This window comes from Kitasatospora sp. NPDC096147, from assembly GCF_044763225.1.
Taxonomy (GTDB): domain Bacteria; phylum Actinomycetota; class Actinomycetes; order Streptomycetales; family Streptomycetaceae; genus Kitasatospora.
Window position 1 is genome coordinate 631,964 of record NZ_JBIWFX010000001.1, and the last position, 20,117, is coordinate 652,080.

The 20,117-nt window shown below is 73.9% G+C and carries 18 protein-coding genes; 9 read left to right on the plus strand and 9 right to left on the minus strand.

All coding sequences use genetic code 11. The annotated features are described in order from the left end of the window. The first annotated feature begins 100 nt into the window (after window positions 1–100). A complete protein-coding gene (locus ACIRBX_RS02560) occupies window positions 101–841 on the plus strand; it encodes an esterase/lipase family protein (protein ID WP_402293296.1) in 741 nt (246 codons plus the stop codon). Window positions 842–894: 53 nt separating this feature from the next. Here the strand turns inward: ACIRBX_RS02560 and ACIRBX_RS02565 are convergent, their stop codons facing one another. From ACIRBX_RS02565 to ACIRBX_RS02575, 3 genes are all read right to left on the minus strand, one after another. Beyond that, complete coding sequence (locus ACIRBX_RS02565; RefSeq protein ID WP_402293297.1) at window positions 895–2,730, minus strand: IPT/TIG domain-containing protein; 1,836 nt, start codon at window positions 2,728–2,730, stop codon at window positions 895–897. 593 nt (window positions 2,731–3,323) lie between these two features. Continuing rightward, window positions 3,324–4,547: a cation:proton antiporter gene (locus ACIRBX_RS02570; protein ID WP_402293298.1), complete on the minus strand. Its 1,224-nt coding sequence runs from the start codon at window positions 4,545–4,547 to the stop codon at window positions 3,324–3,326. Between the two features lie 4 nt (window positions 4,548–4,551). Further along, the gene (locus tag ACIRBX_RS02575) at window positions 4,552–5,022 is read right to left on the minus strand and encodes a cation:proton antiporter regulatory subunit (protein WP_402293883.1); all 471 of its coding nucleotides are present in this window, start codon (window positions 5,020–5,022) and stop codon (window positions 4,552–4,554) included. 222 nt (window positions 5,023–5,244) lie between these two features. Here ACIRBX_RS02575 and ACIRBX_RS02580 point away from each other — a divergent pair, with 222 nt between their 5' ends. The 4 genes from ACIRBX_RS02580 (at window position 5,245) to ACIRBX_RS02595 (ending at window position 9,765) form a co-directional block, all read left to right on the plus strand. After that, window positions 5,245–6,042, plus strand: coding sequence for a DUF2785 domain-containing protein (locus ACIRBX_RS02580; protein ID WP_402293299.1), 798 nt, complete (start codon window positions 5,245–5,247; stop codon window positions 6,040–6,042). A 324-nt stretch (window positions 6,043–6,366) separates the two neighbouring features. Continuing rightward, entirely contained in the window at window positions 6,367–6,972 is a 606-nt protein-coding gene (locus ACIRBX_RS02585; RefSeq protein WP_402293300.1) for a carbonic anhydrase, read from the plus strand. Window positions 6,973–7,239: 267 nt separating this feature from the next. After that, entirely contained in the window at window positions 7,240–8,754 is a 1,515-nt protein-coding gene (locus ACIRBX_RS02590) for a SulP family inorganic anion transporter (protein ID WP_402293301.1), read from the plus strand. 144 nt (window positions 8,755–8,898) lie between these two features. Then, window positions 8,899–9,765, plus strand: coding sequence for a hypothetical protein (locus ACIRBX_RS02595; protein WP_402293302.1), 867 nt, complete (start codon window positions 8,899–8,901; stop codon window positions 9,763–9,765). Window positions 9,766–9,920: 155 nt separating this feature from the next. Here the strand turns inward: ACIRBX_RS02595 and ACIRBX_RS02600 are convergent, their stop codons facing one another. After that, on the minus strand, window positions 9,921–10,265 hold the full coding sequence (locus tag ACIRBX_RS02600; protein WP_402293303.1) for a hypothetical protein: 345 nt from the start codon (window positions 10,263–10,265) through the stop codon (window positions 9,921–9,923). Between the two features lie 142 nt (window positions 10,266–10,407). Here ACIRBX_RS02600 and ACIRBX_RS02605 point away from each other — a divergent pair, with 142 nt between their 5' ends. The 4 genes from ACIRBX_RS02605 (at window position 10,408) to ACIRBX_RS02620 (ending at window position 16,092) form a co-directional block, all read left to right on the plus strand. After that, a complete protein-coding gene (locus ACIRBX_RS02605; RefSeq protein ID WP_402293304.1) occupies window positions 10,408–10,545 on the plus strand; it encodes a hypothetical protein in 138 nt (45 codons plus the stop codon). A 450-nt stretch (window positions 10,546–10,995) separates the two neighbouring features. Beyond that, complete coding sequence (locus ACIRBX_RS02610; protein WP_402293305.1) at window positions 10,996–13,257, plus strand: hypothetical protein; 2,262 nt, start codon at window positions 10,996–10,998, stop codon at window positions 13,255–13,257. A 126-nt stretch (window positions 13,258–13,383) separates the two neighbouring features. Further along, complete coding sequence (locus tag ACIRBX_RS02615) at window positions 13,384–15,402, plus strand: glycosyl hydrolase family 28-related protein (protein ID WP_402293306.1); 2,019 nt, start codon at window positions 13,384–13,386, stop codon at window positions 15,400–15,402. Window positions 15,403–15,576: 174 nt separating this feature from the next. Next, window positions 15,577–16,092 (plus strand): GNAT family N-acetyltransferase, encoded by a 516-nt coding sequence (locus ACIRBX_RS02620; RefSeq protein ID WP_402293307.1) that lies wholly within the window; start codon window positions 15,577–15,579, stop codon window positions 16,090–16,092. 113 nt (window positions 16,093–16,205) lie between these two features. On the opposite strand, the gene ACIRBX_RS02625 is transcribed toward ACIRBX_RS02620, so the two are convergent. The 5 genes from ACIRBX_RS02625 to ACIRBX_RS02645 all read right to left on the minus strand — a co-directional run bounded on the left by ACIRBX_RS02625 (window position 16,206) and on the right by ACIRBX_RS02645 (window position 19,783). Then, window positions 16,206–17,090, minus strand: a complete 885-nt coding sequence (locus ACIRBX_RS02625; RefSeq protein WP_402293308.1) for a Gfo/Idh/MocA family protein — start codon at window positions 17,088–17,090, stop codon at window positions 16,206–16,208. 5 nt (window positions 17,091–17,095) lie between these two features. Further along, window positions 17,096–17,764 carry an O-methyltransferase gene (locus ACIRBX_RS02630; RefSeq protein WP_402293309.1) on the minus strand — a complete coding sequence of 223 codons (669 nt, stop codon included), beginning with the start codon at window positions 17,762–17,764 and terminating at the stop codon, window positions 17,096–17,098. Window positions 17,765–17,829: 65 nt separating this feature from the next. Further along, a complete protein-coding gene (locus tag ACIRBX_RS02635; RefSeq protein ID WP_402293310.1) occupies window positions 17,830–18,159 on the minus strand; it encodes a DHCW motif cupin fold protein in 330 nt (109 codons plus the stop codon). Window positions 18,160–18,189: 30 nt separating this feature from the next. Then, window positions 18,190–18,849, minus strand: a complete 660-nt coding sequence (locus tag ACIRBX_RS02640; protein ID WP_402293311.1) for a DedA family protein — start codon at window positions 18,847–18,849, stop codon at window positions 18,190–18,192. Between the two features lie 148 nt (window positions 18,850–18,997). Beyond that, window positions 18,998–19,783: a class I SAM-dependent methyltransferase gene (locus ACIRBX_RS02645; RefSeq protein WP_402293312.1), complete on the minus strand. Its 786-nt coding sequence runs from the start codon at window positions 19,781–19,783 to the stop codon at window positions 18,998–19,000. Window positions 19,784–20,117 lie beyond the last annotated feature (334 nt).

Consider the following 20,117-nt stretch of genomic DNA (forward strand, 5'->3'; position numbering starts at 1 on the left):
AACGGTAAGACACCGCAGCCGCGTCCCGGGTACTGACCGGCGGGGCCTGGCAGGTCCATGCTGTACTCCTCGCATCCCACCGGAGCCGGAGGACCCTCGCATGCGCCTGCTCACCACCACCGCGCTGGCCGCCACCCTGCTCGTCTCCCCCACGGCCACGGCCACCACCACCGCCTCGACCTCGACCTCGACCTCGACCTCGGCCTCGACCTCGACCTCGACCTCGACCTCGACCTCGACCGAGCGCATCCCCGTGATCCTGGTGCACGGGCGCAACGCGGGCCCCGGGGTCTGGGGCACCGCCACCGCCGCCCTCACCGCGCGCGGCATACCGGCGGACCGGATCTTCGCCTGGTCCTACGACACCTCCCGCTCCACCAACGAGGTACTGGCCGGCCAACTCTCCGCCTACGTCGACCAGGTGCTCCGGCAGACCAGCGCCACCCAGGTCGACCTGGTCGCCCACAGCCTCGGCAGTCTGCCGACCCGCTGGTACGTCAAGTACGGCAACGGCTCCCGGACCGTCCGCACCTGGGTCTCGCTGGCCGGCCCCAACCACGGCACCGGGCTCGCCTGGTTCTGCGCCCTGTGGGACCAGGGGTGCAAGGACATGACCCCGAACTCCTACGTGGTCGGCCGCCTCAACGCCGCCCCCGAAACCCCCTCCCCCGTCCGCTACTTCACCTTCTGGTCGGACTGCGACGAGCAGATCTCCCCGCCCACCAGCACTCCCCTGACCGGCGCCGTCAACACCAAGACCGCCGCCTGCCTCAAGCACAACGACCTGCTCACCGACCCCGCCGTGCTGGACGGCGTCACGGCTGCCCTCACCGGCACCTGACCGGTGGGGCAGCCGACCGGACGCCGACCGACCGGATGTCAGCCGACCGGGTGTCAGCCGAGCCGGATCAGACCGGCCGTCGCGGAGGCGGGCTCCAGTGCCGGGCCACCCGCGTAGGTGGCGGTGTAGCCGAGGTGCAGCAGCACGGTGAGCACCGGGACCAGCCCCGTGCAGCGGGCGGTGCCGTTGGCGTCGGTGACGCCGGAGCAGACTGCGGTGGAGCCGACCGTGAAGCGGATGGTGGCGCCGGGCACCGGGCGGCCGGTGGTGGTGTCGGTGAGGGTGGCCGCGAGGGTAAGGTTGACGCTCAGCTGGCCCGGCGCGATGGAGAGCAGCAGCGGACTGGCCGTCAGCTTGCTGGTGTCGCGGGTGTAGTTGTAGCCGGCCTTGGCGCTGCCGCCCGGGGTGGTCACCGTGAGGTCGACCGGGCCGGCCGCGCTCGCGGACGGGGCGGTGGCGCTGATCCGGCCGTCGCTCTCGACGGTGAACGCGGCGGCGGGGACGGCGCCGAAGGAGACGGCGGTGGCGCCGCCGAGGTTGCCGCCCGTGATGGTGACCACGGTGCCGCCGGCCGCCGGGCCGTGGTCGGGAGCGATGCCGGTGATCACCGGGGCCGGGGCGCGGTAGGTGTAGCGCCCGGCCGGGACGGTGCGGCCGCCGGCCGAGGTGAGCTGCACGTCGACGGTGCCCGGTGCGTGCGGCGGGGCCGTCGCGGTGACGGTCGTGGCGTTCACCACCGTGACGTTCGCGGCCGGAGCGCCGCCGAAGCTCACCGACCGGGTGCCGGCCAGGTGACGGCCGGTCAGGGTGACGGTGGTGCCGCCGGCTGCGGGGCCCTGGTCCGGGGTGATCCGGTCGACGACCGGGGCCGCCTGAGCCTGCCCGAGGGCGAACGGGGTGTTGCCGGTCGGGACGGTACCGGTCACCGTGTGGGTGGCGGGGTCCACCACCGACAGGGTGTTGCCGCCACCGTTGGCGACGTACAGGGCGTCACCGTCCGGGTCGGCCAGCACCGCGACCGGGATCGACCCGACCGGCACCGAGGCGACGATGCCCAGGGTCGAAGTGTCCAGCACCGAGAGGGTGTTGGCGTTCTCGTCGGCGGTGTACGCGAAGCGCCCGTCCGGTGAGACCGCGACGCCGCCGGGGCCGCCGCCGGTCGGTACCAGGGCGGTGATGGTGTCGGTCGCGGTGTCGATCACCGAGAGGTTGTTGCTGTTGAAGTTGGCGACGTACACCCGCCCGCCGTCCGGGCTGACCGCGAGGGCGGAGGGGGTGCGGGCGTCGGGCCGGGCGATGGTGCTGCTGACCGTGGTGCTGGCGGTGTCGATCACCGACACCGAACTGCCGACGAAGTTCGCCACGTAGGCCCGCCGCCCGTCCGGGGCGAAGCCGATCGCGAACGGCTGGTTGCCGACCTGCACGGTGCCGGTGACGGCCTGGGTGGCGGTGTCGATCACGTCCACACCGCCCACCCCGGGGCTGATGAAGCGCCCCACGTACACCGAGCGCCCGTCCGGCGAGATCGCCACCGGCCCGGGCAGCCGGCCGACGGCGATGGTGCCCGCCACCGTGTTGGTCGCCGTGTCGATCACCGAGACCGAGTTGTCGCTGTTGTTGGTCACGTACGCCTTGGCGCCGTCCGGCGAGACCGCCACCCCTTCGGGGCTGCGCCCCACCGGGACGGTCGCCACCACCGCGCCGCTCACCGGGTCGTACGCGCTGACCGAATTGCCGCGCAGGTTGGCGACGTAGACCAGCCGCGCCGCCTCCGCCTCCGCGTGCGCCGCCCCCGCCGGTACGGCCACCGCCCCGAGCGCCCCGACCAGCGCGGCGGCCACCAACCCGGCCGTCCCGCGTCTCACCCTGTCCCCGAGCACGAGTGTCATCCGCCCCACCCCTCCACCGGATCCGAGCACCGGACCGACCGGCCCCGTGCTGTCAAATCACGGTAGCCACCGCACTGCTGACTGCTCGCCGGATGTCCGATGCCGCCTCGTTCCGCCCGTCTCCGATCGATGACCGACCGCTCGGGACCGGATGCCGCCCCCACCGGGGCCCGGCCGCCCGCTCACCACCGCAGCTCCGGCCGGACGTCAGCGGGGCTCGACGCCGCGTCCGGGAACCACCGCGAGACCTCTGCCACCGGCGCCCGGCCGCCGGGCCACGCGGTGCCGGCGAACTCCCGTGGTGCAAGCGCCGGTTCGCCTGCCCGGCGCACGCGGCCCCGATCGCGACCCGGTCCTCGACCCGGTCCGCCCCGTCGATGTGCGCCTCCGGCGGTCCTCCGGCACGACCCACCCCGGCTCCACCAGCCGCATCAGCGGCTCCGCGGGCATGACGCGGCGGCGCCCGTCCGGCCCGTCCCCCGAGCCGCGAAGCCCACCGCCGCCGTCACCAGCGCCGCTGAACCGTCCCGGGCAGGCAGAAGGGGCACCGCCTCCCCCGGGAGGGAGGCGAGTGCCCCGGAGACCGCCTGCTGTCAGGCGACGACCTCGGACTCCTCGGTGCGCCGTTCGGCCTCCGCCGGCGCGGTCCGCCGGCCCCCGCCGAATCGGCCGCTCAGCGCCGTGGCGATCGGCTCGGTCCACCGGGCGGCCAGCGGGCCGATGATGACCAGCAGCAGCACGTACGCGGTGGCCAGCGGACCGAGCGCCGGCTCGATCCCGGCCGCCACCGCCAACCCGGCGATGACGATGGAGAATTCACCCCGGGCGACCAGCGCACCGCCGGCCCGCCAGCGGCCCCGGGAGGCCAGACCGGCCCGCCGGGCGGCCCACCAACCGGTGGCGATCTTGGTGAGCGCGGTGACCACGGCCAGCGCCAGCGCGGGGAGCAGCACGGGCGGGATGCTGGCGGGGTCGGTGTTCAGGCCGAAGAAGACGAAGAACACCGCCGCGAACAGGTCGCGCAGCGGGCTGAGCAGGGTGTGCGCGCCCTCGGCCGCCTCACCGGAGAGCGCGATGCCGACCAGGAACGCGCCGACCGCGGCCGAGACCTGGAGCTGCTGGGCGACGCCGGCCACCAGCAGGGTGAGGCCGAGCACCACCAGCAACAGCTTCTCGGGGTCGTCGTGCGAGACGAACCGGGAGATCAGCCGGCCGTACCGGAGGGCGACGAAGAGCACCGCGCCCGCCGTGGCCAGCGCGATGGCCAGCGTGATGCCGCCGGCCACCAGCCCGGCGCCCGCCAACAGGGCGGTCAGGATGGGGAGGTAGACCGCCATCGCCAGGTCCTCCAGCACCAGGATGCTGAGGATCACCGGGGTCTCCCGGTTGCCGAGCCGGCCGAGGTCGCCGAGCACCTTGGCGATCACCCCGGAGGACGAGATCCAGGTGACGCCCGCCAGCACGACGGCGGCGACCGGGCCCCAGCCGAGCAGCAGGGCCATCGCCGCGCCGGGTAGGGCGTTGAACGCGAAGTCCACGATCCCGGCGGGGTACTGGCTCTTCAGGTTGGTGACCAGGTCGGAGGCGGTGTACTCGAGGCCGAGCATCAGCAGCAGCAGGATGACGCCGATCTCGGCGCCGGTGGCGACGAACTCCTCGCTGCTGCTCAGCGGCAGCAGTCCGCCGTGGCCGAAGGCCAGGCCGCCGAGCAGGTAGAGCGGGATCGGCGAGAGGCCGTACCGGCCGGCTATTCGGCCCAGCAGCCCCAGGGTCAGGATGATCGCACCGAGCTCGATGAAGATGGTGGCGGTGTGCAAGCGTTCACTCCCGTCCAAGGATCAGTGCGGCGGCGTCGACGCCCTCACGGGTGCCGATCACGATCAGGGTGTCGCCCCCGGCCAGCCGGAAGTCCGGGGTCGGGGACGGCACGGCGCCGGTGCGGCGGAGCACGGCGACGATCGAGACGCCGGTCTCGGTGCGCATCCGGGTGTCGCCGAGCTCGCGGCCGTTCCAGTGCGAGGAGCCGGAGAGCTCGATCCGCTCGGCGACCAGGCCGAGCTCCACGGTGTGCAGCACGGTGGGGCTGTGGTGAGCGGGCGTCAGGGCGTCGATCAGGGCGGCGGACTCACCCTCCGTCAGGTGGACGGAGAGCGAGCAGGCGTCCGGGTCGTCCCGGCGGTAGGTGTTGAGGGTGCGGGTGCCGTCCCGGTGCGCGATCACCGAGAGGTGCTGATGTTCTCGGGTGGTCAGGTCGTACTGCACGCCGATTCCGGGCAGCGGGGTCGATTGCAGACGGGGCACGGGCACGGGGCTTCCCTCCGGCAGGGCGCTGGGGCGCAGGTCAAGGGGTGGTCGCACAGTCTTTCAGGGGACCACCCAGCTTCGAAAGGGTCAACGAAAAGTAAAGGCAGGATCAAGGCGTGACGTTCGGCACCTTGACTCTCCGTCACCTACCCCGTCGCGCTCCCGGAATTCGCGAGCCCCGCGCGCCCCCGGGCGGCTTCCGTCCGCGCCGTGACCGACTGGAAGCTGATCGAGGCGGCCGGCTTCGCCGTCCCCGCCGACCGCACCGTGGCCGGGCTGCTGCCCCAGCTCTCCGCCGCGCCGGCCGATCCGGACCCGGCGGTCCGGGACGGCGCGGCCTACACCGTACTGGACACCTGGATCGAACGGGGCGTCATCCCGCCGCCGCTGCGCCGCTCGCTCGGCGACGAGATGGCCGCCCGCTTCGCCGGTCCCCGGGTGCAGGCCCGGACCTTCGCCCCGCTGGTCCTGGACATGCTGGTGACGGCCGGCGACTTCGCCCCCGACTGGGTGACCGCCTTCGCCCGCTGGTACCCGGCCGAACCGGACCTGCGCGGCCACCGTCCGGAGCCGGGGTGGCTGCACGCCGTCGCCCACGGCGCCGATCTGCTCGCCACCTTCGGGCTGCATCCGGAGGTGGCGCCGGAGCGGATGCTCACCCTGGCCGCCGCCCGGCTGGCCGCGCCGACCACCCACGTCCGGGCGCAGCTGGAGGGCGACCGGCCGGCCCGGGCGATCAGGCGGGTGCTCACCCGCCCCGACCTGACGGAGTCCCAGGCCGTTTCCTGGCTGGTCCCGTTGGGCGAGCGCTTCCGCACGGGACCCGACGGCCCGGCGATGCCCGTCCCGGCGGAGTACGGCAACTGCCTGCGCACCCTGTGCCTGCTCCACCTGCTGGCACACCGGGGCGTGCGCGCCCGGAGCGAGGCCCCGCAGTGTGCGCTCCGACACCGCGAAGCGGTGAGCACGGCGGTCGCCGACACGCTGGACCTGATGGTCCGCCGCTGACCCCGGCCCGCCCGGGCTCCTCGCGTCCTGCCAGACGGTCCGTCAGCTTCCGTACCGGGCATGCTCCTTGGCACTTCGGCAGGCTTCCCGTCGCATCCGGCAACAGGATGTTAACCACACCGGCACGTCTCCTCCCCTCGCATCGACTTTGACTGGTACATACTCATGCTTTACTGAGTCTTGACGCGACATCAGGTCACCGGGGATGCACCCTGGGTCACGCCTGGCGTTCACCGGCGTACCCGTACGCCCGCTCCCGTCTGCCCGATCCGACCACGCCCCCCGCAGCGCCAGACGCGAGGGTGGCCGAAGGAGGCAATCCGCATGGAACCGCTGATCGACCGAGCCCGGGCCTTCCCGCAGCGAGCCGGCGACGCCGGCCGCGAACTCACCGGTCTGGCCGCCGGCCAGACCCCGCAGGCGCTCTTCATCACCTGCTCCGACTCCCGCGTGGTGCCCAGCCTGATCACCGGCGCCGACCCCGGCGACCTGTTCGAGCTCCGCACCGCCGGCAACATCGTCCCGGCGCACCGACCGGGCACCACCTCCGGCGAGGCCGCCACCATCGAGTACGCCGTCGAGGTGCTCGGCGTGCGCGACATCGTGGTCTGCGGCCACTCGCACTGCGGCGCGGTCGGCGCCGTGGTGCGCGGCGACGACCTCAGCGTGCTGCCCGCCGTCGACGCCTGGCTGCGCACCGCCGACCACCACCTGCTCCGCTCCGGCGACGAGACCGAGGTCTTCGACCCGACCGTGGCCGGCCCCGTCCAGCGCCACGTGCTCGCCCAACTCGACCGCCTGCGCGCCTACCCGGGCATCACCCGCCGCCTGACGGACGGTCGGCTCAGACTGCACGGCTGGTTCTACGAGATCCACACCGGCCTGGTGCTCTCGCACCGCCCGGAGAGCGGCCTCTTCCTCCCGCTCTAGCCGGTCCGCCCGGGCCGGCCGTCCCATCGCGCCGGCCTCGCCGACCACACCCCCGGCCCTCCGGGCCACCGCACGCCGCACGCCGCACCGGCCCGCCGCGTCCGTGGCTCCGCCCGGCCGGCCGCACCACGCGCTCACACCCGACACCCTGCTCCCGCCTCCCCCGGCCACCGGCCGTGCGGTGGACGCGCCCTGCCACGAGGGCCGTCCCGGCCGTGCCGGCGGGAGGCCCCCGTCCTGCCGCCTCCAGACCCTCGCGAGGAACCCATGCCACCTCACCCCGTCCCCGCAGCCCCGGCACCCCCGGCGCCCGCCCGCTCCCGGCTCGCCGCCCTCAAGGCCGACTTACCCGCCTCCCTGGTCGTCTTCCTGGTCGCGCTGCCGCTCTGCGTCGGCGTGGCCGTGGCCTCCGGCGTCCCGGCCGAACTCGGCCTGGTCACCGGCATCGTGGGCGGTCTGCTGACCGGCCTGCTCCCCGGCAGCAGCCTCCAGGTCTCCGGCCCGGCCGCCGGCCTCACCGTGCTGGTGTACGGCGCGGTGCAGGAGCACGGGCTGGGCACCCTCGGCGTGATCACCGCCGCCGCCGGGCTGATCCAGCTGGCGATGGGCACCGCCCGGCTCGGCCGGCTGTTCCGCGCCATCTCGGTCTCGGTGGTCCAGGGCATGCTGGCCGGCATCGGCCTGGTCCTGATCGCCGGTCAGCTCTACGCGATGGCCGACCTCAAGGCGCCGTCCACCGGCCTGGACAAGCTGGCCGGCCTGCCCGGCCTGGTCCTCGACACGGCCTCCTCCCGGACCTCGCTCACCGCCGCCGCGATCGGCGTCGGCACGGTGGCGGTGCTGGTCCTGTGGCCCAAGCTGCCGGGCGCCTTCCGCGCCCTGCCGGCGCCGCTGGCCGCCGTCGCCGGGGCCACCGCCGTCACCGCCGCGCTCTCCCTCCCGGTCGCCAAGGTGGACGTGGCCGGCCTCGCCGGGGTGATCAGCCTGCCGGGCACCGACGATCTGGCCGCCCTCGGCAGCATCAGCGTGCTCGGCACCGTGCTGGCCTTCGCCCTGATCGCCTCCGCCGAGAGCCTGTTCAGCGCCGCCGCCGTGGACCGCCTGCACGACGGACCGCGCACCCAGTACGACAAGGAACTGCTCGCCCAGGGCGCGGGCAACACCGTCTGCGGCCTGCTCGGCGCCCTCCCGATGACCGCCGTCATCGTCCGCAGCGCCGCCAACGTCCAGGCCGGCGCCCGCACCAAGGCCTCCCGCGTCCTGCACGGCCTCTGGCTGCTGCTCTTCGCCGCCCTCATCCCGGCCGCCCTCACCGTCATCCCGCTGGCCGCCCTGGCCGGCGTCCTGGTGCACGCCGGCTTCAAGCTGATCCCGGTCAAGTCCCTCGTCCCGCTGTGGCGTTCGCACCGTCACGAGGCACTGATCCTGGTGGTCACCGCCGTCGCCATCGTCGCCACCAACCTCTTCGAGGGCGTGCTGCTCGGCCTGCTGCTGGCCGTCCTCAAGTCCGCCTGGGACACCTCGCACCTCCAGGTCGAGGTCTCCGATCCCGGAGCGGACGGCCCGATACACGTCGCGCTGGCCGGCAACGCCACCTTCCTCCGGCTCCCCCGCCTGCTGGAGACCCTCGAACGGCTCCCCACCGACCGCCCGGTCCACCTGGACCTGCACGGCCTGCGTCACCTCGACCACGCCTGCCGCACCGCCCTGGAGACCTGGGAGGACCGCCACAACCGCACCGGCGGCGCCGCCGAGGTCATCCGCGTCCCCGCCCCGGTCTGAGCAGCCCCCGGGCCCGCCCCCCACCGGGCCCGGGGCCTCCTCCGCTCCCACGGCTACGACGAACTGCACTGTTGACAACGGTTCCTGACGATCCATCAGTCAAGCGGCGGTACAGTCCCCTCCTCCAGACCCGAGGGGGAGCCCGTGCCGGAGAGCGATGCACTACCGTCCGCACCCGCCGGACCGCCCCGCTGGGCCGCGTACGCCGACGCCTTCTTCGACTACCTCACCCTGATCGCCGGCGTGCTGCTGGCCGACCTCCTGGCGCCCGGCTTCACGCTCGGCTCCACCGGCACGCTCTCCTCCCGCATCGCTGCGGCCGGAGTGATCGCGGGTCTGATGAGCTACGCCCTCGGGGTGTTCACGCGGTTCGTCACCACCGACCGCACCGGCTGGACCAGGACCGTCCCGGGTGTCCTGGTGGTCTTCGCGGGCCCGATGGTCCTGGGCGCCGTGACGCTCTGGGCGGGAGCCGAGGGGCAGCGGCTCCTGGGACTGCCCGCGGCGGCACCGGGCTTCGGCACGGTCGTGACGGCCGCCCTGCTCGCGATGGAGGCGGCCTCGCTGATCTCCCTCCTGACGCAGCTGCCGTTCCGGCTGCGCACGCCGATCGGGCCCGACGGCCCGCAGCCGCTCCTCCTACGCCGTCTCCTCCTGGTGGGCGGTCTGGCCCTGTCCGCCGCCGTGCTCAGCGGGGTGTCCCAGTCCGGCGACGGCGGTTGGCATCAGCGGCTCACCTTCGTCCTGCTCGCGGCCCTGCTCAGCGTCCGACTGCTCCCGCCCCAACCCCGGCCGATGTCCGCCGCCGACTTCCTCCGGAGCCGGGTGGTCGCAGCCGCCACCGCCACCGCCTGGAAGCTCTGGGCCGTCACCTGGCTGAGCGGCTGGACCCTGTACCCGCTGCACGTGGCCGGCCTCCGCAACTACGCCCTGACCGGGCTGATCACCGCGCTCGTGGTCCTGCCCGGCACCCTGTACGAACTCCACCTCAGGTTCGCGGCCGGCGAGTAGCGGACCACCGGCACGGCGGTGGGCGGACCACCGCCCACCGCCGTCAGACCCGTCAGCTCGGCCAGGTCACCCATCGAGTACAGCGTCCACCCGTTCATGGCCTGCCCTGCCGTCCCCCCTCACGAGAGACTCGGACCCGTGGCGCCCGGCCGCCCTCAGGACCCGTCGGCCCGGAGGTCCCAGACCGTCAGCTGACCCTCGATCAGGCCGTAGGAGCCCTCCTTGTAGCGGGTGCCGGTGACCTTGAGGGCGGCGATCGGCGAGTGGTCGTTGACCACGCAGACGGTCTGGCCGACCCCGACCACCACCGCATCGACGGACTGGGTGGCCAGCAGCTCCCGGCAGCCCTGCGCGGTGGCCTCGCCGGAGCCGGTCCACCGGGCGGAGGTGCCCTGGATCTGCATCCCGCTCGACCCCTCCCGCGCGGCCCGCGGCCGGTCCGAGTACAGGGAGTCCGTCCCCTTCCGGGGCGGCACCTGCTCCAGGTCGATCCCCTCCATGCCGAGCACCACCGCGCCGGACCACCGCACCGCACCCGCCGGGGCGGCCGGCGCCGCCGGGCTCACGGCCGGGGCGCTCGTCGGTGCCGCACCGGCGGTGGCCGGCACCGGCTGACCCGACTGCCCCGGCGGCACCGTGACGGTGACGGCGGGCACCGGCAGCGGCGGCGCCGCCGAAGGCGATCCGCTCCCGAAGATGGCCACCCCGGCCGAGACCAGGCCGGCGAACGCGCTGGCCACCGCCGCACCGGTCGCCCACAGCTTCGCCTGCGACCGCTGACCCGGAGGCGGTGCCACCACCGGCTGCTGATCCGTCGGCTGTCCCTGCTGCATCTCGCTCCCCCATGGCTCCGGACGACGCCCAGCACCCTAGCAACCCCGGGAGCCCTCGGCCGCCCGGCGAGCAGGTCGGCGACGGTCGAGCCCCACCCCCCGTGTCCGGACCCGTCCCGAGCGGCCCGGCCTTGACGGAGGATCAGCCCTCCGCTGGGGGGCGGTCGGCGGTGGCGGACCCGGTCCGGGCAACCGATCGCCGTCGCGCGCCGCACGGCTGACGACGGATGAACCGAACGGCCGTCACCTCCTCACTCCTTCGGGAGGGCGCGCCACGCCGATTCACAGAATGTCCATATTGTGCGAGATCTGTCACCTGTAATGGTTTGCGACTGTTTGACGATCTCCGCTGTCCTGACCAGCGGCGGACGGAACCACCCGCACCGGAGGTACCCACGTGCAGCGCCAACGTGCCCGCACCCGCGCCCTGGCCCTCGCGGCGAGCGTGGCGGCCATCGCCACCGTCGCCGCCGGACCGGCCCCGCAGCTGAGCCCCGCCAAGACTCGCGGCGCCGGCACCGAGCGGCCGATCGGCCAGGACCCGGCGGTCAACCTGCTGGCACGCGGGAACCTGACGATGGCCTCCAACTCGGTGCTCGCCTGCGACGACAGCCAGGGCGACGAGTGCACCGACAACAGCTACAACAACGGCCGCACCAAGTGGGTGAAGTCCGACCCGAACGCACCCGGGAACACCGCCTCCGCCGCCACCCTGACGATCCCTCCGGGCTCCAAGGTGCTCTCGGCCCGGCTGTACTGGCAGCTCAACCCGGACGGCACCAGCGTCACCTCCACCTCGGGCGACGCCTCGAAGGCCGACCAGGTCGAGTTCAAGGTGCCCGGCGCGGCCGGGTACCAGCGGCTGACCGCCGACACCTACGACTGGTTCGACCAGCAGACCGGGGGCAACCCGCCCAAGCCGATCACCGCGCACGCCGGGGTGAAGGACGTCACCGACCTGGTGGGCGCGGCCGGTTCGGGCTCCTACACGGTGGCCGACATCCAGGCCTGCCAGGGCCGCTCCTCCACCGCCGACTACGGCGGCCAGAACGTCGGCTGCTGGGGCGGCTGGTCGCTGGTGGTCGCGTACGAGAACCCGTCCGAACCGCTGCGCTACCTCCAGGTCTGGGACGGCTACCAGCTGGTGCGGCCGCCCAACTCGGCCACCACGATGACCCTTTCGGGCATCCGGACCTCGCCGAACCAGGCGCCCGCCGCCACCATGGGCGTCACCGTCGGCGACGGCGACACCCCGATCGCGGGCGACTCGCTGGAGGTCGGCCCCGACACCTCCTCGCTCACCAAGCTCAAGATGCCGACCCCGAGCGGCCAGGTGGTCGAGGACAACGCCTTCACCGGCCGGATCGACCGGGTGGCCGCCGACGGCACCGGCAGCAACATCACCGACCGCGATCCGAACCCGGTCAACAACCTGGGCTACGACGCCCGGATCATCGACATCACCGGCAAGCTGCCGGCCGGCAGCCGGCAGGCGGTGCTGCGGATCAACGGCGAGGGCGACGCGCTGCACCCGCAGGCGGTCTGGCTGGCGCTGGCGGCGGTCGAGCCCGACCTGCAGATCGCCAAGGCCAACGACCCGGCCGGCAGCACCGACGACAACCCGCCCGGGCTGGTCGAGGCCGGCGGCCAGGTGACCTACTCCTTCACCGTGACGAACCGGCACGCCGACGGCTCCGGCACCGACCTGGACACCGCGACCGGCGTCGCGCTGACCGACGACCTGCCGGCCGGCGCGAGCTTCGTGGCCGGCTCCAACCCGGACTGCTCGGCGAGCGGGCAGACCGTCACCTGCCAGGTGGCGGACCTGGCGCCGGGCGCCTCCGCCACGGTCTCCTTCAAGGCTGCCGTGGAGCCCGGCACCGCCGCCGGGACCAAGCTGGACAACACCGGCTCGGTCTCCTTCACCGGTGCCCAGACCGGCCGCACCCAGCAGCGCGACAGCAACACGGTGCGCAACACCGTGACGGACGCCCCGAAGTACGCCGTCACCAAGGCCGCCGACAAGGCCGACGCCGCGCCCGGCGACCGGGTGACCTACACCGTGACGGTGGAGAACACCGGCACCGTGGCGATCGAGAAGCTCAACCTCACCGACGACCTGACCGAGGTGCTGGACGACGCCGAATACGGCGGTGACGCCACCGCCTCGACCGGCCAGACCTCCTACCAGGCACCGGTGCTGAGCTGGACCGGCGACCTCGCCCCGGCCGCGAAGGCCACCATCACCTACTCCGTGACGGTCCGGCAGCCCGCCGCCGGCGACGACTCGATGGTCAACACGGCGGTCACCGACCGGGCCGGCGGCAACTGCCTCGCCGACTCCACCGACCCGGCCTGCACCGCCACCGTCCGGGTGCAGCGCCCGTCCCCCAGCCCGTCTCCGAGCCCCTCGCCCGAGCCCTCCGGCTCCCCGAGCCCCGAGCCGAGCCCCAGCAGCAGCCCGGCGCCCAGCGGCAGCACCACCCCGACCCCGGGTGTGAGCCCGCGACCGAGCCACTCCCCTGACTCCGGCACCGACCAGGGCGGGCTGCTCCCGCACACCGGCGCCACCGTCACGCTCGCCGCGCTGATGGCGGGCGCCACCCTGATCGTCGGTTTCGTCCTGTTCCGCCTCTCCCGTCGGGGTCGGCGCAGCTGACCTGCCGTTCGCAAATTCCTGACATCAGAAGCGCAGATCAGTAACAACTGAATGCAAGAACCTTGTGGGCGCAGCTGCGGAGGCCCTACTGTCACGTGCCAATCCCCCTCCAGAGACAGGCACCTGATGGCACGGAACCTCCGCAGGGCGCTCGCACCGCTCTCCGCGACCCTGCTCCTGTTCGGCCCGCTGCTCACCACCACGGCCGAGGCGGCCACCACCGCACCGGCCCCCGTCCTCACCCGGGCCGGGCTCGCCCCGGCCCTCACCGAAGGACGCGGCGCCCGGGTCGGATTCGCCGAGCAGGAGGCCGAGTCGGCCGTCACCACCGGCACCGTGATCGGCCCCGACCGCACCGCCTACACGCTGCCCGCCGAGGCCAGCGGGCGGAAGGCGGTGAAGCTGACGGCCGGTCAGTACGTGGAGTTCACCCTCCCGGCGGCGGCCGACGCGATCACCGTCCGGTACAGCATCCCGGACGCGCCCCGGGGCGGCGGGATCACCTCTCCCCTGGACGTCACCGTCAACGGCAAGAACCGCCGCACCATGACGCTGACCTCCGAGTACTCCTGGCTCTACAACCAGTACCCGTTCTCCAACGACCCGCAGGCCGGCCTGCTCCACCCCGACTGGTGGATCACCGAGTGCGCCTGCGTCCCGGCCGCCACCACCCCGGCCCCGGAGATCGCGAAGCCGTTCCGCCCGAGCCACTTCTACGACGAGCAGCGCCTGCTGCTCGGCAAGCGGTACCGGGCCGGCGACGTGGTCCGCCTCACCGTCCCGCGCGGCGCCACCGCCGACTGGACGGTGGTCGACCTGCTGGACTCCGAGCTCGCGGGCGCCCCGCACGTCGAGACCTTCGCCGCCAACGTGCTGGCCTTCGGCGCCGACCCGACCGGCCGCCGCGACTCCGCCCCCGCGATCGAGCGCGCCATCGCCTTCGCCCAGCGCACCCGGCTCAAGGTCTACCTGCCGCCGGGCACCTACCAGGTGAACCGGCACATCACCGTGGACGACGTCACCATCGTCGGCGCGGGAAGCTGGCACACCGTGCTGAAGGGCCGTCAGACCACCCTCCCGCAGCCCGCGCCCGACGGCTCGGTGCACACCGGCGTCGGCCTCTACGCCAAGAGCGCCGCCGAGGGCGGCAGCCGCAACGTCCACCTCTCCGGCTTCGCGATCGAGGGCGACGTCCGGGAGCGGATCGACACCGACCAGGTGAACGCGATCGGCGGCGCGCTCAGCGACTCCACCGTCTCCGGCCTCTACCTGCACCACACCAAGGTCGGCCTCTGGCTGGACGGCCCGATGAGCCGGCTGAAGGTGACCGGGAACGTCATCGCCGACCAGATCGCCGACGGCCTCAACTTCCACACCGCCGTCACCGACTCGTTGGTCGCCGACAACTTCGTCCGCAACACCGGGGACGACGGCCTGGCCATGTGGTCCGAGAAGACCGCCAACGCGCGGAACGTCTTCGACCACAACACCGTGCAGTCCCCCGTCCTGGCCAACGGCATCGCGATCTACGGCGGCACCGACACCACCCTGTCGAACAACCTGGTGGCCGATCCGGTCCGGGAGGGCAGCGCGATCCACGCCGGCTCGCGGTTCGGCGCCGAGCCGTTCGCCGGGAAGCTCTCGATCACCGACAACACCACGGTCCGGGCCGGGACGTTCGAGCTGAACTGGAAGATCGGGCTGGGCGCGATCTGGTTCTACGCCCTCGACCGCTCCATCGACGCCGACATCCGGGTGACCGGTGACCACCTGCTGGACTCCACCTACAACGCGCTGATGCTGGTCTCCGACTGGCCGGTCAAGGACCAGGTGGCCATCAACGGCCTGAAGTTCAAGGACCTGCGGATCGACGGCACCGGCACCTCGGTGCTCTCGGCCCGGGTGGCCGGCGCGGCCAGCTTCGAGAACGTGGACGCCCGCAACGTCGGCGCCGTCGGCGTCAACAACTGCGGCACCTTCCACTTCACCCCCGCCGGCTCCGAGTTCGCCCTCACCGACCTCGGCGGCAACGACGGCGGCGGCACCACCGGCCCCTGGCTCGCGCCCTGGGAGCTCCCCAACACCCTGACCTGCGACGACCGCCCGCCCGTGGTCGCCCCGCCGGCCCCCTCCCCCTGGGGCTGAGCCCCCGTCGCCAGCGGCGGCGCCCCCCCCGCCCCCCCCCCCCCGGCGGGGCGCCCCCCCCCCCCCGCCCCCCCGGCCCCGCCCCCCCCCCCCGGGGGCGCGGCGCTCCGCCGCACCCCGGCCCGGTCGGTTAGGTTCGAAGGCCGAGCACCACCCCTTCGAACGGACCGATGCATGCCTACGTCCTCCTGGACCACCCGCCCCGAGAGCCCCGCCGACGCCGACGCCGTCCGCACGGTCAACCTGGCCGCCTTCCCCACCCCCGGCGAGGCCGATCTGGTCGACGCCCTGCGGGCCGACCCCGCCGCCTGGCTCGACGGCCTCTCCCTGGTCACCGTCGACGCCGACGACCGCCCGGTCGGCCACGCCCTGCTGACGCGCTGTCACATCGACGACACCCCGGCCCTCTGCCTGGCCCCCTGCGCCGTCCTCCCCACCCACCAGCGGACGGGTGCGGGCGCCGCCGCGATCCGCGCCGCCCTCGAAGCGGCCACCGCCCGGGGCGAGCACCACGTGGTCGTGCTCGGCCACCCCGGCTACTACCCGCGCTTCGGCTTCACCCGCGCCTCCGCCCACGGCATCAAGCTCTCCATCGAGGTGCCCGACGAGGCCCTGATGGCCCTCGCCCTCGACCCGGCCGTCCCGCTCCCCTCCGGCACCGTCCGCTACGCGGCGGCCTTCGGCATCTGAGACGGCCGACCTGAGACGGCCGGCCTGAGACGGCCGACCGTCCCCGGCCGAACGCCGCCGGAACACCGAAGGGCCGGGACGGTGGTCGTCCCGGCCCCGGTACCGCGAACGGATCAGCGCAGCAACTGCTCGGCGGCGGCGAGGAGTTCGACCACCGTCAGGCCGAAGGCCGCGTCCTGCGGGTCCGGCGTGCCGTCGGCCGCCGAGCGGAGCAGGGCGGAGACCGCGCGGGCGTACGCCTGCTGCGGGGACTCGTGGCGCTCCGGCATCGTGAACCGGCCGGCCTCACCGCGCAGTTCGAGGACCACGCCCTCCACCGCACCGGCCACCGGCATGGTGAGGCTGAGGGTGAGGTGGCTCAGGGCGCCGGAGGTGTGGCGGAGCACCAGGTGGACGGTGTCCAGCGGGCCGGCGGTGGCGGAGAGCACCTCGGCGTCGCCGAGCACCGGGAGCAGCACGGAGAGGGCGTGCGGGCCGACGTCCCAGAGGGCGCCCTTCTCCCGGCGCCAGGGCGAGTCCGCGTACGGGCTGCCGCTGCCGGGGGCGAAGACCGAGCCGAACCACTCCGCGCGCGCGGTGAACCAACCGTCCCGGGCGGCCTGTTCGGCCAGCCAGTCGGCGATGTCCGGGTGGTACCGGAGGGTGAAGAAGACCACCGAGGCGACCTTGGCGCGCTCCGCCGCCTCGACCACCGCGCGGGCCCGGTCCACCGTCAGGGCGACCGGCTTGTCCAGCAGCAGGTGCTTGCCGGCCTCGGCCGCCCGCACCGCGTACTCGGCCTGGACGGCCGGCGGCAGCGCGATGGAGACCGCGTCCACCGAGGCGAGCAGCTCGTCGACGTCCTCGAACACCGGGACGCCGTACGGCCCGGCCAGCTCCGCCGCCGCGGCGGGGCGCCGGCCCCAGACCCCGGCGAACTCCGCCTCCGGGTGGGCGGCCAGCGCGGGCGCGTGCACCCGCTCCGCCCACGGGCCGGTGCCGAGCAGACCGATCCGCATCCGCGTCACCGCTCGACCCGGATCAGGGTGAAGCCGTCGTACCCCTTGGACCCGACGGTCTGCACGGAGGTGGCGGTGACCCGGGGTTCGGCGGCCAGCTGCTCGTGCAGGCGGCGGGTGCCGAGCACGGACGGGTCGGTGGAGTCGGCGTCGGCGACCGCGCCGCCGCGCACCACGTTGTCCACCACGATCAGGGTGCCGGGGCGGGAGTGCTCCACCGCCCAGGCCACGTAGTCGGGGTTGCTCGCCTTGTCGGCGTCGACGAAGACGAAGTCGAAGGGCTCGACGCCCTCGGCCGCCAGCTCGGCCAGGCTGTCGACGGCCCGGCCCAGCCGGACCTCCACCTGCTTGCCGAGCCCGGCCCGCTCCAGGTTGCCCCGGGCCACCTCGGCGTGCGCCGGGTCGATCTCCAGGGTGATCATGCGCCCGTCCTCGGGCAGCGCCCGGCCCAGCCAGATCGCGCTGTAGCCGCCGAGGGTGCCGACCTCGAGGATCCGCTTCGCCCCGACCGAGCGGGCGAACAGCTGGAGCATCCGCGCCTGGTTCGCCGCCACGGCGATCCTCGGCAGCCCCGCCGCGTCGGCGGCGGCCTGAGCCGCCGTCAGCACCGGGTCGTCACCGATCAGCACCTCGCTGAAGTACTCGTCCACCCTGGTCCACTGCTCCTGGCCCACCGTGGCCCTCCGTTCCGTCGACTGATCGTCAGCCTAGTCCGAGGGGCGGGCGGAGCACGAGGTGGTCAGTCCACGATCAGCAGCCGGGCGCCGGCCGGTGCGGCCGAGCGGTGCGCCTCGCGGTCGTCGGCGACCTGGTAGCTGGAGCCGGCCCGGGTGGTGACCACCCGTCCGTCGTCCAGGGTGGTCACCAGCTCGCCCTCCAGCACGAAGAGCACGTGGCCCTTGCGGCACCAGTGGTCGGCCAGGTAGCCCGGGGTGTAGTCGACCCGGCGGACCCGGATCGGCCCGAAGGTCCGGGTGCGCCAGAGCGCCTCCCCGGTCTCGCCGGGGTGGCGCTCCACGGGCACGTCGTCCCAGTCGGTCGCGGTGAAGTCGAAGCCGGTGATCTCCATCGCGCCAGGCTAGTCGAGCTGCGCTGACGGTCAGTCAGCCGGGGCGGGCTCCGGGACGGGGGTGCCGCCGCTGGTCTCCGGGTGGGCGGCGCGGTGCTTGGCCGCCCGCCGCTTGAGGACCAGGGCCGAGCCGACGCCGAACAGCGCGGCCAGCACCAGGCCGGCCCAGGAGAAGGACTTCAGCCAGTGCTCGGCCGCCTTGCCGACGGTGTAGATCAGCCAGGTGGTGCCGCCCGCCCAGACGATGCCGCCGAGCACGTTGGCGATCAGGAACTTCCAGTACGGCATCTTCAGCGCGCCGGCCAGCGGCCCGGCGAAGATCCGCAGCAGGGCGATGAAGCGGCCGAAGAAGACCGCCCACATCCCCCACTTCTGGAACGAGCGCTCGGCGGTGGCCAGGTGGTCGGGCCCGAAGTGCTTGGGGAACTTCTTCCCGACCTTCTCGAACAGCGGCTTGCCGCCCTTGCGGCCGATCGAGTAGCCGATCGAGTCGCCCACGATCGCGCCCGCGATCGCGCAGATCGCCACGCCCCAGGGGTTCACCACACCGCTGGCGGCCAGCACCGAGGCGGTCACCAGGGCGATCTCGCCGGGCAGCGGGATGCCCAGGCTCTCCAACAGGATGATCACTCCGACCACCGCGTAGACCGCGGTGGGCGGTACGTGCTCCAGCCAGACGTCGAGGTGCAAGGTCGGTTTCCCTCCGTGGGCGGGGCAGCACCCGGTGGGCGGTGCCGAAGAAAGTCGTGCGCAGCCTAACCCGGCCCGTCCCCCGCACACTCCCACGTACGGCGGCCCCGGACGGTTCCCGGCGCCGTCTGCCGTCCGCCGCCCCGGCTCAACCCGCGCGGAACAGCTCCGGCAGGCCGACCGACCCGACGATCCGGGCCCGCCGGTCCGGCAGGTCCAGCGCCAGCACCCGGAACAGCCAGCCGTGCCGGGCCGCCAGCGGCACCGTGCGCGGGTCCCGCAGCAGCTCCCGACCGCCGACCGACCAGGGCATCGGCGGCACCCGGTACCCGGCCTGCCGGGAGACGCCTCGCAGGGTGGCCCGGCCGAACCAGTGCGGGATCGAGTCGAAGACCAGCGTCCCGCCGGGGAAGCGGTCGGCACACCGCTCGAACAGGGTGTGCACCTCGCCCGGCCGCAGGTACATCAGCAGGCCCTGGGCGACCACCATCACCCCATGCTCGGTCTCCACCTCGGCCAGCCAGGCCGGGTCGGTGGCCGAGCAGGCCAGCAGCCGCTGCCGGGGCTCCGGCGGCAGCAGCCGGGCCCGCAGGCCGATCGCCTCGGGCAGGTCGACCGAGAGCCAGTGGGCCCGGCCGTTGTCCACCCGCCAGTACTGGGTCTCCAGCCCGTCCCCGAGGCAGACCACGGTGCCGCGCGGGCACCGCCGCAGGAAGTCGGCCACCTCGCCGTCGATCAGCTCCACCCGGTGGCGCTGCATCCGGCTGCCCAGGCCCTGGCCGCTGCCGAAGCGCTCGGCGAACGGGAAGTCCAGCCGCTCGGTGAGCTCCACGGCCTTCGGGTCGTGGAAGGTGGTGCCGGGCTGACGGGCCGCCACCGCACGGTGGTGCAGGGTCCACAGCGCGGTCTCCGGGATCGCGGAGAGCTGTTCCATCTCCTCAGGGTGCCCCATCGGGCCCCGGCCGACGGCCCGACACCACGAGCGGCTGACGCCCGGTCAGCCGAGGCCCCCACCCGGGGACGGACGCCGCGCAGCCCCGGCGGACGGCCCGGACCGGGCGGGCCCGAGGTGCTACCGGTACCGACGACGCACCACAGCACCGCCGACCCGTCGGCCCGCTGCTCGAACGACCGCCCGCCCACCACCCACCAGTTCGCCGAGCTGCCCGCTTGCCCGCTTGCCCGCTTGCCCGCTTGCCCGCTTGCCCGCTTGCCCGCTTGCCCGCTTGCCCGCTTGCCCGCTTGCCCGCTTGCCCGCTTGCCCGCGT